Genomic DNA, 16,171 nt, shown 5'->3' on the forward strand with positions numbered 1-16,171 from the left:
AACAACAAGCCCGGCAGCAGTGCCGGGCTTGTTGTTGACCGTGGGCCAGTCAGCGGGTCGAGATCAGATGGCCAGGAAGCCCAGGATCAGGATGGGGCCGAGCAGGCTCAGGATAAAGCCGGAGACGATGGCCACCGGCACCACCTGGATGCCGCCGGATTTCTGGATCACCGGCAGGGTGAAGTCGAGTGCGGTGGCGCCGCCATAACCGATGGCGGCGGAGGGGTGACGGCGCATCAGCACCGGAATGATCAGGATGGCGATGAGCTCGCGCCCCAGATCGTTGATGAAGGCGGCAGAGCCCAGCACCGGCCCCAGCTTGTCGGCCACCAGGATGCCGGAGAGCGAATACCAGCCGAAGCTGGAGCTGAGGGCCAGGCCGTGGGCCAGCGGCATGCCGAGCAACTGGGCGGCCAGCAGGCTGCCGAGCCAGCTGCTGACGATGACGGTGGCGGCGATCTTCATGCCCCAGGGGTTGAGCAGGATCTGGCGCAGCCGCATGCCGGAGTTGCGCATCTGCACCCCGATGAGAAACAGCAGCAACATCAGGGCCCACTCGCTCCACTTGTCGATGGGCAGGGCGCGCAGGTCCACCAGCAGCCCCAGCAAGACGCCGCCCAGCACCACGAAGCAGAGCTGCAGCGACTCCCACAACAGGTGCAGCTTGCTCGGCATCTGGCCGTCGCTGGCTTCATGCGTAGGAGGGGAGCGCCGGTCCAGCCACCAGAGGGCCAGCAGGTTGCACAGGGTAATGGCGGCGAGCATGACGCCAGCCACCTTGAAGATCACCGCCAGGTTGCTGCCCAGGTTCTCCACGTAGGCGAGCCCCAGCCCCATCAGGAACAAGATGAGATAGACCATCTTGCCCAGCGATTGATTGACCAGCTTGATCAAACGGGCGGAGGAGAGGGGTACCAGATAGCCGATCACCAGCGGCAGCAGGATCAGCAACACATTGAGCAACATCGGGGCCTCGATCACAAAAACTGACAAAAATGACACCTTATCATCACTTATTGGCCCTGTGTCACATATTTGTGTGTTTGCCTGCCTCATCCGGAACTTTTTTATCGATTTGTTATGTTTCTGGTATGAAATGAGGCCCCGTTTCGGGGCATCTACCCACCCTGGTGCAATCCAAAAACGGCGCGAGCCGGCGATTTTTCAACGGGATGCGAGGGCGGGGCGGGTGAATAAAGCCACTTCGGCTGCCTTATGGCATGATGGGCGGAATTTTCTTGCCAGTAGTGCGCTGCGGGTATAAAAAGGCGGTGTCATCGAACCGGGGTTATTAGCATTTTATGCAGACAAAGTGCTGAAAAATACCTATTTGGCCAATAAAAATACAGACAAAACACCAAAGACCTCGGTTCTGTATTGTTTTTTGACTATCCGAGTGATATTTTCGCTGAAGGTTGCCATCGGTTAACTTTTTGTTAAATAAGCGATGGCGTGAGTCACGCCCCAGCGGCGTCTAGGGACAGACAAGGTTGTAATGGATGAGCGACGTTGCCGCACTGGAAGTTCGTGATCTGCACAAGTATTTCGGCACCCACGAAGTGCTCAAGGGCATCGATATGACCGCCCACAAGGGGGATGTCATCTCCCTTATCGGCTCCTCCGGTTCGGGGAAGTCGACCTTTCTTCGCTGTATCAATCTGCTGGAAACACCCTCTTCCGGCACGGTTTCCCTCCATGGCGAGCTTATTCGCATGAAAACCAACCGCACCGGTGAACGTCTGCCGGAAGACATGCGGCAGGTGGAGCGCATTCGCAGCCGGCTGGCCATGGTGTTTCAAAGCTTCAACCTCTGGTCGCACATGACCATCATGCAGAACATCATCGAAGTGCCGATCCAGGTTCTCAAGGTGCCCCGCGCCGAGGCCATTGCCAAGGCGGAACACCTGCTCAACCGGGTAGGGCTGTGGGAGCGGCGCGACTACTACCCGGGTCACCTCTCTGGCGGCCAGCAGCAGCGGGCGGCCATCGCCCGGGCCCTGGCGGTGGAACCCGAGGTGATGCTGTTTGACGAACCCACTTCGGCGCTCGACCCCGAGCTGGTGGGCGAAGTACTCGGCCTGATGCGCGAGCTGGCCGAAGAGGGGCGCACCATGCTGGTGGTGACCCATGAGATGTCGTTTGCCCGCGATGTGTCGAACAAGGTAATGTTTTTGCACCAGGGCCGCGTGGAGGAGGAGGGCAATCCCAAGGAGATCTTCGCCCATCCCAAGTCCGAACGGTTCAAGCAATTCATCTCCTCCATCTATTGATGGCCGGAGCTGAGCCCAACAATCTGCAATTGCAACAGTCGATGACTTTATCAAGGAGAGATACATGAACAAGCTGATGCTGGCGACTGCCATGGTTACTGCCCTGTCCTCCGGCAGCCTGATGGCCAAGGAGTGGAAAGAGGTGCGGATCGGTGTCGAAGGTGCCTACCCCCCCTTCTCCTGGACCGAGCCGAGCGGCGAGGTGAAAGGCTTTGACATCGACATCGCCAACGCCCTGTGCGAGGAGATGAAGGTGAAGTGCACCCTGGTCAAGCAGGACTGGGACGGCATCATTCCGGCGCTGCTGTCGCGCAAATATGACGCCATCATCGCCACCATGGACATCACCGAAGAGCGCAAGAAGAAGGTGGACTTCACCCAGAAGTACCAGCACATTCCGGCCCGCTTCGCCGCCAAGAAAGGCACTGAGGTGAAACTGGAGAAGGCCTTCATGGATGGCAAGACAGTGGCCGTGCAGCGTGCCACCTCCATGGACACCTTTATTACCGACAACTTCCCCAACGCCACCATCAAGCGTTACGGCACCGCCGATGAGGCCTATCTCGACCTGAAATCTGGCCGCGTCGACTACGTGCTGGCCGACTCCGCCGCCATTAGCGACGGTCTGCTCAAGAAAGAGGGCGGCGATGCGTTCGAGTTCGTGGGCCCGAAACTGACCGATCCCAAGTGGTTTGGTGAAGGCGCCGGCATCGCGGTGCGCAAGGCCGACAAGGATCTGAAAGAGAAATTCAACGCCGCCATCCTGGCGCTGCGTGCCAACGGCAAGTACAAGGCGATCAACGACAAGTACTTCGACTTCGACGTCTACGGCGAATAACTCCCAAGGCTCGCTGCTAGAGGCAGGAGCAAGGGCGTGACACGCACAATAGCGACAGGTTGACCCTCGTCTGTAGTCATCGGGCCCGTCGTCTCTCGCCAGGGAGTGATGGGCCCGCTTAGTTGCGATGGAACTGCATATGTTTGATTTGAAAGGATACGAAACCTCCCTGCTGGAGGGGGCCTGGGTCACCCTGGAGGTGGCGCTGGCCTCCCTGCTGCTGGCGCTGGTGCTCGGCATGTTGGGGGCGCTGGCCAAGCTCTCCCCCTACAAGTGGGCCCGCGGCTTTGCCACCGCCTACACCACCGTCATCCGCGGCATTCCCGATCTGGTGCTGATGATGCTGCTGTTTTTCGGCGGTCAGGTGCTCATCAACAACCTCTGTACCTGGGTCAACGAGACCTACAACAACTACCTGCTGGCGAGCAACCCCAACCAGGAGTGGGTCTCCCTGCTGCCCGATTACATCGACATCAGCCCGTTCGCGGCCGGGGTGGCCACCATCGGCTTCATCTTCGGCGCCTACATGACCGAGACCTTCCGCGGCGCCATCCTGGCGGTGGACAAGGGCGAGCTGGAAGCGGCCCGCGCCTTCGGCATGCGGGCAACCCAGGTGTTTCGTCGTATCCTGTTTCCCCAGATGATGCGCCACGCCCTGCCGGGGTTTGGCAACAACTGGCTAGTCTTGCTGAAAACCACGGCGCTGGTCTCCATCATCGGGCTCGATGACATGGTGCGCAAAGCGTCCCTGGCGGCGGGCTCGACCCAGCTGCCCTTCACCTTCTACATGGCGGTGGCCCTGATCTTCCTGATCTTCACTGCGGTCTCCACCTCGGCACTGAAATGGGCCGAGCGTCACTATGCGATAAAGACGAGGTAAGCCATGGATTTCTCAATCATTCTCAGCGAATGGCCCACCTATTGGCAGGGCCTCTACACCACGGTACTGCTGGTGGCCGCCTCCCTGATCCTCGGACTGATGCTGGCGGTGCCGCTCGGTATCCTGCGCAACAGTCGCAACTGGCTGATCAAGGGGCCGATCTGGGCCTACATCTACTTCTTTCGCGGCACCCCGCTCTTGGTGCAGCTGTTCATCATCTACTACGGCGCCGCCCAGTGGGAGTGGCTGAAAAACAGCGTCGCCTGGGATCTGTTTGCCGAAGCCTGGTTCTGCGCCCTGCTGGCGTTCACCCTGAACACCGGGGCCTACACCGCCGAGATCGTGCGCGGGGCCGTGCTCAACATGCCCAAGGGGCAGATTGAAGCGGCCAACGCCTTCGGCATGACCCGCTGGCAGACTCTGACACGGATCATTTTGCCCAACTCGTTTCGCCGGGCACTACCGGCCTACAGCAACGAGGTGATCTTCATGCTGCAGGGCTCGGCGGTGGCGGGCATCATCACCATCGTCGATCTGACCGGCGCAGCGCGGATCATCAACTCCCGCTACTACAGCCCGTTCGAGGCGTTCCTGACCGCCGGTCTGCTCTACATGCTGCTGACTTTCGTCATCGTCTGGCTGTTCAAGAAGTGGGAAGCCCGCTGGCACGCCCACCTGCGCCCCCGCACCGTGTAACGCCCATAAAAAAAGCCCGCAATTGCGGGCTTTTTTGTCGCTGCGTGTCCCTCAGCGGCCCAGGTATTCCCGGTCGAAGAAGGTGTTGACCCAGTGAGGGCGGTAGATGGCGAGCAGGGTCATGGTCATGCCGTTGAGCAGGGCTTCGGGGAAGAGCAGCAGCGGCCAGATGGAGAGGTAGTCGGCACTGATGGTATACCAGGGATAGGTGTCGCTAAGACCCATCAGCAGGGCGCTGGCCACCACCTTGACCGAGATGGAGAGGGCGCCGCCAAGAAAGGCCACCACGAACAGGTAGACGAACAGGTGGCGTGGCAGCCAGGCCCAGCTGGCCAAAAACAGCAGCCAGGTGGTGGCGACCGGCAAGGCCACGCCGATGAGGGCCTGCCAGCCTATCTCGGCCAGCGGGATGACGCCAAAATAGCTGAGCACCAGCAGGGTGAGGCAGGGGGCAAGCAGGGCGAGGCGCCAGCCCAGCAGCAGGGTCAGGCTGGTAAGGCCGAGAAAGTGCACCTCCAGTCCCTCGTGCAGGCCGGCCCGCAGGGTCCAGAGCGGCACCAGCACGATGGCGCCGCCAAGGCAGAGGTGCTGGTAGAGCGGATTGTGGTAGAGGGTGCGCAGCAAGGTGCCACGCAGGCTGAATGTGAGCAGCAGTACCCAGAGCAGCAGGGCGGCGGCTTGTCCTTCACTCATGGCAGATCCTTGTCCGGTGACGGCATGCGGGTGGGCGAGGCCCGATGTGAAAGGGGCCGGCGTTTTCCCGGCCAGCCCCTGAGCTATCAGTATTTGACGTTGTTGTGGTACTTGGCGAGGATGCCCTGGACGCGGTCCATGGTCTCCTTGCTGGGGGGCTTGATACCGGTGAGATCATAGGTATCGCCCAGTACGTCCCACTTGTGCTTGCCGAGTTCGTGATAGGGCAGCAGCTCCACCTTCTCGACGCACTCTCCCAGCTCGGCGATGAACTGGCCAAGCCCTTCGGCGCTCTCGTCATCGTCCGACCAGGTCGGCACCACCACGTAGCGGATCCACATGGTCTTGCCCTTGGCAGCCAGGTAGCGGGCAAACTCCAGGGTGTACTTGTTGCTGACGTGGGTCAGCGGAATGTGCTTGTCGTCGTTGATCTGCTTGATGTCGAGCAGCACCAGATCGGTATTGTCGAGCACCTTGTCGAGCTGTTCGTCGTAGTGACGGACGAAGCCATTGGTATCGAGGCAGGTGTGGATGCCCTTCTCCTTGCAGGCGGCGAACAGTTCGGCGATGAAATTTTGCTGCAGCATGGCTTCGCCACCGGAGGCGGTGACGCCGCCACCCGAGGCATTCATGAAGTGGCGATAGCTGGTGATGTCGCTCATCAACTCCGGCACTGTCACCTCGCGGCCGCCCTGGGTGTCCCAGGTGTCGCGGTTGTGGCAGTACTTGCAGCGCATCAGGCAACCCTGCATGAACACGATGAAGCGTATTCCGGGGCCATCGACGGTGCCGCAGGTTTCAACGGAATGGATCCGGCCAATGACCCCGGATGTATCGGTGGTCACACTGGTTTCAGCGGCGGTGCCGCTGACTTCGACAGCAGGGATCCGATTAATGACAGACATAGACGACTCCAATGATTCGAGCAGGCCGTTATTTTATTACATAAAGCCCTATAAATCCTACATGTTTAGCCCGCCACCGGGGCACCCAGCAGGCTCTCGAGGGCTTTGGCGGTGAGCGGTCTGCTGGTCAGGAAGCCTTGATAATGCTGGCAGCCTAGGGCTTTGAGGATGGCGAGCTGCTCTTCGTCCTCCACCCCTTCGGCGGTGACGGTAAAACGAAAAACCTTGGCCAGTTCCAGGATCGCCTTGACGATGGCCTTGTCCTGTTCGCTCTGCACCAGGGTCTGGATGAAGCTTCTGTCGAGCTTCACCTCGTCCGCCGGCAGATCGCGCAGATAGGCGAGCGACGAGTAGCCGGTGCCGAAATCATCGATGGAGAGCAGGATGCCGAGCTCCTTGAGCTGGCGCATCCTGGCGATGCTCTCCAGCCGGTTCTCCAGCACCACGGATTCTGTCACCTCCAGCAGCAGGCGGGAGGGGGGCACCCCGGTATCGCGCAATATGTATTCCACCTGCTGCACGAAGCCTGCGGTGTGGAACTGGCGGGCGCTGACGTTGACCGACAGATGGGGAATGGCCAGCCCGCGGTTGAGCCAGAAGCTGTACTGGGCGCAGGCGGTCTTCATCACCCAGTAGCCGATGTCCTGGATGAGGCTGGTCTCTTCGGCGATGGGGATGAACTCTGCCGGCGGCACCATGCTGCCGTCGCTGCGCTGCCAGCGCAGCAGCGCCTCGATGCCGGAGAGCGCGCCGTTGTCGACCCGGTATTGCGGCTGATAGTGCAGTTGCAGCTCGTGGTGGCGCAGGGCATCGCGCAGCTGGTTGTTGAGCGCCAGCTTGCTCTTCTCCTTCTCCGCCATGGCCTCGCTGAAGAACACATAGTTGCCCTGGCCGGATCGCTTGGCCATGTGGGTAGCGGTGTCGGCCTGCTGCATCAGCACCAGGTGATCCTTGTCCTCGCTCGAGAAGAGGCTGATCCCCACCGAGGCGCTGCAGTGCAGCTTGTGATCCTCGATGTCGAACGGGATGCGAAACAGCCCCATCAGCTCGCGGGCGAAGTGTTCTGCCAGGATCTTGGCTGTGACATAACCCTGGCCCAGGGCGCTGAACAGCAGGGCGAACTCGTCCCCCGAGATGCGGGCCAGCACAAGGTTGTCCTGGGGCAGGGTCTTGAGCCGCTCCACCACCGCCTGCAGCAGCCGATCGCCGCAGGCATGGCCGAGGGAGTCGTTGATCGACTTGAAGTTGTCCAGATCCACCAGCAGCAGGGCGCCCCACTGGCCGCTGGCCTCCTGCAGGGTGCGCTGTATGATGTCGTTGAGGCTGCGGCGGTTGTAGAGGCCGCACAGATCGTCGTAGTAGGCGAGCTGCTCGATGTGGCGCGCCGCCTCCTTTTCCTGGCTGATGTCGTAGAAGCTGCAGACATAGTGGCTGAGCTCGCCGTGCTCATCCTGCACCCCGCTCACCATCAAGCGGACCGGGAACAGGTGGCCATCCTTATGCAGGCAGCGCTCTTCGCCCATCCAGAACTCCTGGGCCGCCACCGCCTCGCGCACGTCCTGCGCCAGGTGATCGCCATAGTAGGTGGGCCTGAGCCGGACGATATGCTGGCCGATCATCTCATCGTCGGCAAAGCCGGTGATGCGGCCAAAGGAGCGGTTGACCTTGAGGATGATCCCCTTGTGATCCATCACCAGCAGACCGTCGTGGGTGTTGAAGGCCACCTCGGCCAGCCGCAGCGCATCGTCGGCGGCCAATCGTTGCAACTCGACGGCGGCCCGCTCGTGCTGGCTGCTGAGGGCGTCGAGCAGCGGCATGGGGTCGGCCAGCGGCGCATCGAGCAGCAGGGTGAGCTGGCCGATGGGGGCGCCCTGCGAGCCGTGCAGCGGAATGCCGACATAGACGGGGGCATTGAGAGCCAACAGTTGGCTGGCCTGGGGATAGCGCAGGGGCAGGTCTTCCACATAGACAGCCTGGCCGTGCTGGAACAGCTCCTGGCCGGGCCCCGGGTCCATCTGGATGGGCTTGAGCACCGAGAAGGTCTCCCCCTCCAGCACGCAGCGCGGGATCATCCAGAGATCCTGGCCGCGGGGCTGGTACTCGCCAATCCAGCCGATGCGCGCGCCGCTGATGCCCATGGCCCAGCTCACCAGGGCGCGGCAGTAAGCGATGCCGGTCAGCAGGGTGAGCTCGGCAGGCAGCGTCAGCACGGCGGGCTGGACCGGCTCCTGCACCGGTTGCCAGTGGCCGAGCAGCTGGGCGCTGTGACGCACCAGTTGCAGCATCTCTTCGCTCAGCGGGGTGGCGTTGAGGTATTCGAGGCTCAGCACGCCGATGAGTTTTTCCTGCTCCAGCAAGGCACCGTCCAGACGCGAGCTCACACCGGCATTGGCCAGATAGTAGTGCTGACTCAGCATGGGCTGGTGCGCGGCTTCCGAAAAGCTCAGGGACTTGCGGGTGCGCAGGGCGCGGATGTAGCGACTGTCGCCGCGAATGGCGGCTACCTCGTCGGCCCCCAGGGTAAAGACCGGGGTCAGCTGCTCGCTGCCGAGGGGGCCGTTGGCCTGATAGTGCCAGAGGATGAGGCGATCGGCCCCCAGGCTCTCCTTGAGGGCCTCCAGCATGGCGGCAAACTGCTGCTGGCTCGCCATCTGGCTCAGGCGCGGCAGGTGCAGCGCCAGGTCGGCCACCGGCTCCTGGCGCAGGGTCTGCAGGCAGATGAGCCAGAAGGCGTCTTGTTCGTGGGAGAGGGCAATGTGCCACTGCTGGCCAGCAAAGCGCAGCACCAGCTTGCCGCCTTGGCCGTTGCTGAGGGCCTGTTCGATGGGCAGGCGCAGTGCATCCGGCAGCTGGGCCGGCCAGGGGCCCCTTGGCTCATCGAGCCAGTAGAGCGGGGTTTGCATCACATCGGTCAACGCGACCAGCCGTTGGCTGCGCACGTCCAGACGAAAGAACAGCGGTGTCTGGTTGGCAGAAGAGAGATGACTGAGCGCGGTTGACGACATGAACTGATAACATCCTGTTGAACGACTGTCGGGTGGCAAGAATACTGCAAAATTGGTGCAAACAAAATTTCATTGAATTCTAAATTAGAAAATACTAATTTAATGTCAATTTGTCGTTGACTGGAGTCTTGCTGATGAAACGGATCCTGATTGTAGGCGGGGTAGCGGGGGGCGCGTCTGCCGCCGCCAGAGCCCGCCGTCTGAGCGAAGAGGCGGAAATTGTGATGTTCGAGCGGGGCGAGTTCGTCAGCTTCGCCAACTGCGGGCTGCCTTATCACATCGGTGGTGACATCCCCAACCGGGATGCCCTGCTGTTGCAGACCCCCCAAAGCTTCAAACGCCGCTTCAACGTGGATGTGCGGGTCTTTCACGATGTCATCGAGATAGACAAGGCCGGCAAGAGCCTGCTGGTGCGCAACCTGCTGACCGGTGAAGAGCGGCGCGAAGCCTACGACGTGCTGCTGCTTAGCCCGGGCGCGGCCCCCATCCGGCCTCCCTTCCCCGGCATCGACAGCCCGGGTGTGCACACCTTGCGCAATATTCCCGACATGGATCGCATTCTGGCGGCGCTGGCGCACGATCAGCCGCGCCATGTCACCGTGGTGGGGGGCGGCTTCATCGGGCTGGAGATGATGGAAGCGCTGCACCAGCGCAAGCTGGACGTCACTTTGCTGGAGCTCTCCGATCAGGTGATGGCACCGGTGGATAAGGAGATGGCCAACATGCTCCATGCCCGCATCCGGGAGGAGGGGATAGACCTGCGCCTGCGCACCGGCCTCTCCGCCATCGAGAGTCTGGATGTGCTAGCGGAAAAAACTGCTGCCGTGGCCACTGAACAACGGGGCGGGCTGCGACTGACCCTGAGCGATGGCTCCCGGCTCGATACCGGCCTGCTGATCCTGGCCATCGGCGTCAAGCCCGAGACCCTGCTCGCCGCCAAGGCGGGGCTGGAGCTGGGGCCCCGCGGCGGCATCAAGGTGGATGCCGCCATGCGCACCTCGGATCCCTTCATCTATGCGGTGGGGGATGCGGTGGAGGAGACCGACTTCGTCACCGGCGAGTCGGTGCTGATCCCGCTGGCGGGGCCTGCCAACCGGCAGGGGCGTATCGCCGCCGACAACATGCTGGGCCGCGCCGAAACCTACAAGAAGACCCAGGGTACCGCCATCTGCAAGTTGTTCGATCTGGCGGTGGCCAGCACTGGCCTGAGCGAGAAGCGGCTGCTGCAGCTGGGGCTGCCGTTCGAGAAGGCCTATGTCCACCCGGGCAGCCACGCCGGTTACTACCCAGGCGCTCACCCGGTCAGCCTCAAGCTGCTGTTTGCCCCGGATGGCAAGATTTATGGCGCCCAGGCCATCGGCAAGGACGGGGTCGACAAGCGCATCGACGTGCTGGCGGTGGCCCAGCGCGCCGGTCTCACCGTGTTCGATCTGCAGGATCTGGAGCTCACCTATGCACCGCCCTTCGGCTCGGCCAAGGACGTGATCAACATGGCGGGCTTCGTGGCCAGCAACCACTTGAAGGGGGATACCCTGCTCTGCCACGCAGCGGAGGTAGAGGCCCGTCACCCACATCAGCAGGTGCTGGACGTGCGCAATGGCCCCGAGCTCGACAAGCTGGGTCGCATTCCGGGGGCGATGCACATTCCGCTGGATGAGCTGCGCAGCCGCCTTCATGAACTGCCCAGGGACAAAGAGCTGCTCATCAGCTGCCAGGTGGGCTTGCGCGGCCACGTGGCCTGTCGTCTGCTGAGCCAGCACGGCTTCAAGGTCAAGAACCTTTCCGGCGGTTTCAAGACCTGGCAGATGGCGGTGATGGAGTAACCCGCCCCAGCCGCAAGCGAGCGCCGACCCCAGGGTCGGCGCTGTTGCATCTGGCGGGGGCCGGCGGCGTTTTAATGCAATGAGTTTTGTGTCAAGCGAGCCTGATCCCTTATCCTGTTGGCTATTGCGCTGCACTGGCAGCGAGCCAATCAGGGATGACATTGTATGCGCCGCGTTGACTCTCACCCTCGCTTCTCTTGTTCCTCACCACAACAGGTGGCCGTCCCCGGATGCCGCTGGCCGGCCCTGCTGCTGGCGGGGCTCACGGCGCTGCTGCTGAGCGGCTGCGGCCCCGACAAGCCTGTCGCCAATGAGCCGACCACGCAAGCGGCTGCCACGCAGCAGGAAGCGGGCACACCAAGCGCCGTAGTGCAGGCGAATGCCCGCCAATACCGCGATGCCCCGGCGCTGGCGCTGGTCTTCTCCGGCCCTCTGACCCCCAAGGCCAACTGGCAGAGCTGGCTCGGGGTCAGCGAAGGGGGCAAGCAGGTGCAGGGGGAGTGGATCCTGGCCGACGATGGCCGCACCCTCTATTTCCCGAACGTCCAGCCCGATAAAAGTTACGAGGTGAGCCTCAAGGCGGGGCTGGGCCCATCCCCCCAGCGCTGGACCCTCAAGACCCGGCCGCTGGAGGCGGGAGCTTCGTTTACCGCCAGCGGCATGGTATTGCCGCTGCGCGACGAGCTGCGCCTGCCCATCAGCGCGGTCAACGTGGATGAGGTCAATATCGACTTCTTTCGGGTCGATGCCGCCTATCTGCCGCGCTTTCTGGCCGAGTATCGCCCCGGTGCCGGCATGGGCAACTGGGAGCTCGAGCAGATCACCAAGCGGGCCAAGCGGGTGTTCAGCGGCCGCTACGCCCTGGAACTCGATGCCAACCGGCGCGAGACCCGCCTCATCAATGTGAAGGAGCCGCAGCTGGCGGAGGCTGGCGTCTACTTTGCGGTGATGTCGCCTCTTGGCAACTACGACTGGCGCAAGGAGACCACCTATTTCGCGGTGAGTGACATGGGGCTCAGTGCCCGCCGTTATCGCGATCAGCTGGAGGTGTTCGTGAGCTCCCTGGCCAGCGCCGACCCGCTCAAGGATGTGCAACTCTCTCTGCTCGATCAGAAGGGCAACCGGCTGCAGGTGCAAACCACCGATCCACAGGGCCATCGCCGCTTCGATCAGGTGCAGGGGGCGCGTCTGCTGCTGGCCGAGCAGGGCAACCATCTGGCGGTGCTGCGCCTCGATGGGGCGGCGCTCGATCTCTCCACCTTCGATCTCGGCACCCAACCCTGGCAGGCCCAGCAGCTCTATCTGTTCAGCGGGCGCGATCTCTATCGCCCCGGCGAACGGCTCGACAGCGAGATCCTGCTAAAAGGGCAGGATGGCCAGCTGCTGCCGGGGATGGCGGTGGAGCTGGAGGTGAAACAGCCGGACGGCCAGCTGCTCGAGCAGAAACGGCTGCTGCCCGATAGCCTTGGCGCCGCTCACTACGGCCTGCGTTTGCCGGATGATGCGCCGTTGGGGCGCTGGACCATCAACCTCAAGACCGCCGCCGGCAGTCGCTTCGAGTGGCCTTTTCTGGTGGAGGAGTTCTTGCCGGAGCGGCTGAAACTGCAGCTTGGCAAGGGGCCGGATGGGGAAGTCACAGATCTGGACGCCGCCCTCACTCTGCCGCTGCAAGGGGACTATCTCTACGGCGCGCCAGCCAGTGCCACCAAGGCGAAGGCGGAGGTGAAGATCAGCCGTGCCACCATGCCCTTTACCCAGTGGCAGGAGTTCACCTTGGGTGACGTGCTGCTCGCCGAGCAGGGCAAGGATCTTGAACCGCTCAATATCACCCTCGATGCGCAGGGGCAGGGGACCTTCTCGCTGGCTGATGAATTCGATGGGGTGCGCGCCCTCGGGCCGCTGGAGGTGGCCTATCGGGTGTCGCTCTCCGAGCCCGGTGGCCGCGCCGTCAATCGCAGCCGCACCCAGTATGGCTGGCCCGTGGACAGCCAGTGGCCGGCGCTCAAGGCCGATTTTGTGGCAGATCGGGTGGAGGGGGGCAAGCCGCTCCCCTTCCAGATCCTCAACCTCGATGACAAGGGCCAACCGGTGGCGGGGGCGGTGAAAGTGCGCCTCATCAACGAGTACCGCGACTACTACTGGAACTATGCCGATGGCGAGGGGTGGAAGTACGAGTTCAACAGCCAGCCCTATCTGGAGCAGGAGCAGACCCTGCAGCTGAATGGCAAGGGGCCGACCCCGCTCACGCTGCAACTGGCGGCGGGCTGGTATCGGGTGGAGGTGGAGAACAGTCAGGGCCATCAATCGAGCCTGCGGGTGGAGATCGGCAGTTACGCCTGGGGCGGCGGTGGCGAGCAGGCACGGCCCGACAAGATTGCCATCACCCTCGACAAGCGCGCCTATCAGGCGGGCGACAAGGCCAAAGTGACCCTGGTGGCGCCGCGCCCCGGCAAGGGGTTGTTGCTGGTGGAGGATGGTGACGGCCTGCGCTGGTGGCAGCGTATCGAGCTCAAGGGCGCCGGTGGCGATGCCAAAGATGCCCGTGGCGAGTTCGAGATCCCGGTCAGCCCCGAGTGGGAGCGTCATGACCTGCATATCTCGGCCCAGATCGCCGCGCCAGACAGCGCCTCCAAACCGGTCGGCAAGCAGCAGGGGCAGAGCCTGCGCTCGGTCGGTCTGGTGCCGCTCACCCTGGATCGGGAAGCGCGCCGTCTGCCGCTTACCCTGAGCGCGCCGGACAAAGCGGTGCCGCTCACCCGGCTGGAGGTGACCGCCACCTCCACCCCCAACAGTCAGGGCCGCGTGGTGCTGGCCGCGGTCGATCGGGGCGTGCTCAACATCAGCGATTACCAGCCCCTCGACCCGTTCGAGATCTTCTTTGGTCGCAAGCGCTTCGCCCAGGATTTGTTCGACAACTACGGCCAGGTGATCCCGCCGCAGGATGGCAAGCTGGCTCGCCTCAACTACGGGGGCGACCGTGCGCCACTGAAAAAGGGCGGCGCGCTGGAGAGCCGGGTCGAGATCGCCGCACTGTGGAGCGGCGAGGTGAGTTTTGATGAGAGCGGCAAGGCGGTGATCCCGCTCGATCTGCCCAACTTCAACGGTGAGCTGGCGCTGATGGCGCTGGCCTGGAACGAACAACAAGTGGGCGAGGCCGAACGCGCCGTCAAGGTGGTGGCGCCCCTGGTAGCAGAGATCGGCTGGCCGCGCTTTGGCGCCAGAGGGGATGAGACCCGGGCGCTGGTGCAACTGCGCAACATGAGCGGCGAGGATCAGACCCTCTCCCTTGCCTGGACCCTCAATGGTGGGCTGAAAGCAAACGGCGAGCTGCCCCGCACCTTGGCCCTGAAAAATGGCGAAGAGCAGTGGCTGACCCTGCCGCTCACCGTGACCGGGGCAAGCGGCGTGGCAAGCCTGCAGTTGGCGGCCAGCGGCAAGGATTTTGCCATCAGTCGCGACTGGTCTCTGCCGCTGCGCTCCCCCTGGCCGGCCGAGACTCGCCAGCGCTACCAGATGCTGGCTCCCGGTCAGCAGATGAGTTTTGCGCCAGCTGAGCTGGCCGGGCTGGATCGCAGCAATCTGCAGGGGCTGCTCAGCCTCTCCGGCACTCCCCCCTGGGATCCGGCAGCCCAGTGGCAGGCACTGGCCGACTACCCCTACGCCTGTCTGGAGCAGACCCTGTCCCGTGCCTGGCCTTACTTGCTGACCACGGCGGATGAGCGCGCCGCCTGGAACAAACCGGCAGCGGGCAAGAAAGCGGCGAGTGAGGCGGATGTGCAACGCGCCCTGCTGCAGCGGCTGCAGCGGTTGCAACTGCCAAGCGGCGGTTTTGGCCTCTGGGATGGCCGCTCCGACGAGGAGCAGTGGCTCACCGCCTACGCCGCCGACTACCTGCTGGCGCGCAAGGAGACGGGCGACGCAGTGCCTGAGGCGATGCTCAATCAGGCGCTGAACCGGCTGCAGAGCTATCTCACCGACAGTCAGTATGGTGAGCGCTGGAGCAGTGCCCCCGAGCACAGCCGGTTGGCCTATCAGGCTTACAGCTCCTATGTGCTGGCCCGAGTGGGCAAGGCGCCGCTCGCTACCCTGCGCCTTATCTGGGAGCAGCAGGCTGATCACGCTCGCTCCGGCTTGCCGCTCTTGCACCTCTCGCTGGCCCTCTCGGCCATGGGGGATGAACAGAACGCCGCCAAGGCCCTCAGCCGGGCATTGGCGACCGAGCGCGGTGACGACTATCTCGGGGATTACGGCTCGCCGCTGCGCGATCAGGCCCTTGAGCTCTCCTTGCTGCGCCAGCACAAGCTGGCTGCGGAGCGCTGGCCTGATCTCAGCGCCAAGGTGGCCGATACCCTGGCCCATCGTCAGTGGCTCAGCACTCAGGAGCGGCTCGCCCTGTTGCGACTCGCCCGTTTCGATCCGGCCGTCGACTGGCAGGCCAGGGTAACTTCCTCTCTTGGCAGTGGATCCCTGAGCGGTTCGGCTCCGCTGCAGCAGGGTACCCCAGAGGCGCTGGCAGCCAGTACGGTTACCAATGAGGGCAAGGGATCCCTCTATGTGCAGCGCACTCTGGTCGGTTACCCCGAACAGGCTCCTACCAGGTTGAGTCAGGGGATAAGCGTGACCCGCAGCTGGTTCAACAGCGATGGTCAGCCGTTTGATCCCGCCAAGGTGAAGGTGGGTGATCTGGTGGTGGTGCGGCTCAACGTCAGCAGTGAATCGGCGGTGCCCGATGCCCTGCTGGTGGAGATGGTGCCCGCTGGCTTCGAGCTGGAGAACCCGGCCCTTGGCAACAGCATCAAGCTGGAAGAGCTCTCCATTGAGGGGAAACCTGCGTGGCAGATCGAATGGAACGACTATCTCAAGCATCAGGAGTTTCGCGATGACCGCTACACGGCAGCGCTGGATCTGAGCGAGGGGAGCAACCAGCAGCTGGTCTACCTGATGCGGGCGGTGACGCCGGGCCGCTATCAGGTGCCGCCGACCCAGGTGGAAGATATGTACCGGCCAGAGCTGAGGGCTGTGGGTGAGGATATCCACGAGGTAACTATCTCTGAGTAGCTG

At 63.0% G+C, this 16,171-nt stretch carries 10 protein-coding genes; 6 read left to right on the top strand and 4 right to left on the bottom strand.

All coding sequences use genetic code 11. The features are described 5' to 3' along the window. Positions 1-63: 63 nt before the first annotated feature. Entirely contained in the window at positions 64-966 is a 903-nt protein-coding gene (locus tag AB5Y98_RS16310) for a lysine exporter LysO family protein (protein ID WP_010634358.1), read from the bottom strand. Positions 967-1,499: 533 nt separating this feature from the next. Here AB5Y98_RS16310 and AB5Y98_RS16315 point away from each other — a divergent pair. The 4 genes from AB5Y98_RS16315 (at position 1,500) to AB5Y98_RS16330 (ending at position 4,684) form a co-directional block, all read left to right on the top strand. After that, positions 1,500-2,270, top strand: coding sequence for an ABC transporter ATP-binding protein (locus tag AB5Y98_RS16315; protein ID WP_005299631.1), 771 nt, complete (start codon positions 1,500-1,502; stop codon positions 2,268-2,270). Between the two features lie 64 nt (positions 2,271-2,334). Continuing rightward, positions 2,335-3,108: an ABC transporter substrate-binding protein gene (locus AB5Y98_RS16320; protein WP_017765964.1), complete on the top strand. Its 774-nt coding sequence runs from the start codon at positions 2,335-2,337 to the stop codon at positions 3,106-3,108. A 139-nt stretch (positions 3,109-3,247) separates the two neighbouring features. Beyond that, entirely contained in the window at positions 3,248-3,988 is a 741-nt protein-coding gene (locus AB5Y98_RS16325) for an ABC transporter permease (protein ID WP_005299635.1), read from the top strand. A gap of 3 nt (positions 3,989-3,991) precedes the next feature. Further along, positions 3,992-4,684 carry an ABC transporter permease gene (locus tag AB5Y98_RS16330; protein ID WP_005299639.1) on the top strand — a complete coding sequence of 231 codons (693 nt, stop codon included), beginning with the start codon at positions 3,992-3,994 and terminating at the stop codon, positions 4,682-4,684. 51 nt (positions 4,685-4,735) lie between these two features. On the opposite strand, the gene AB5Y98_RS16335 is transcribed toward AB5Y98_RS16330, so the two are convergent. The 3 genes from AB5Y98_RS16335 to AB5Y98_RS16345 form a co-directional block, all read right to left on the bottom strand. Then, positions 4,736-5,377 carry an energy-coupling factor ABC transporter permease gene (locus tag AB5Y98_RS16335; RefSeq protein WP_368232283.1) on the bottom strand — a complete coding sequence of 214 codons (642 nt, stop codon included), beginning with the start codon at positions 5,375-5,377 and terminating at the stop codon, positions 4,736-4,738. 86 nt (positions 5,378-5,463) lie between these two features. Next, positions 5,464-6,282, bottom strand: a complete 819-nt coding sequence (pflA, locus tag AB5Y98_RS16340; RefSeq protein WP_017765948.1) for a pyruvate formate lyase 1-activating protein — start codon at positions 6,280-6,282, stop codon at positions 5,464-5,466. A 65-nt stretch (positions 6,283-6,347) separates the two neighbouring features. Next, positions 6,348-9,287, bottom strand: coding sequence for an EAL domain-containing protein (locus AB5Y98_RS16345; RefSeq protein ID WP_368232284.1), 2,940 nt, complete (start codon positions 9,285-9,287; stop codon positions 6,348-6,350). Between the two features lie 134 nt (positions 9,288-9,421). Here AB5Y98_RS16345 and AB5Y98_RS16350 point away from each other — a divergent pair, with 134 nt between their 5' ends. After that, positions 9,422-11,110 carry an FAD-dependent oxidoreductase gene (locus AB5Y98_RS16350; RefSeq protein ID WP_095592979.1) on the top strand — a complete coding sequence of 563 codons (1,689 nt, stop codon included), beginning with the start codon at positions 9,422-9,424 and terminating at the stop codon, positions 11,108-11,110. A gap of 165 nt (positions 11,111-11,275) precedes the next feature. After that, positions 11,276-16,168 (top strand): alpha-2-macroglobulin, encoded by a 4,893-nt coding sequence (locus tag AB5Y98_RS16355; protein WP_368232285.1) that lies wholly within the window; start codon positions 11,276-11,278, stop codon positions 16,166-16,168. The last annotated feature ends 3 nt before the right edge of the window (positions 16,169-16,171 follow it).

This window comes from Aeromonas sp. s3 (assembly GCF_040907805.1).
Lineage (GTDB): Bacteria > Pseudomonadota > Gammaproteobacteria > Enterobacterales > Aeromonadaceae > Aeromonas > Aeromonas dhakensis.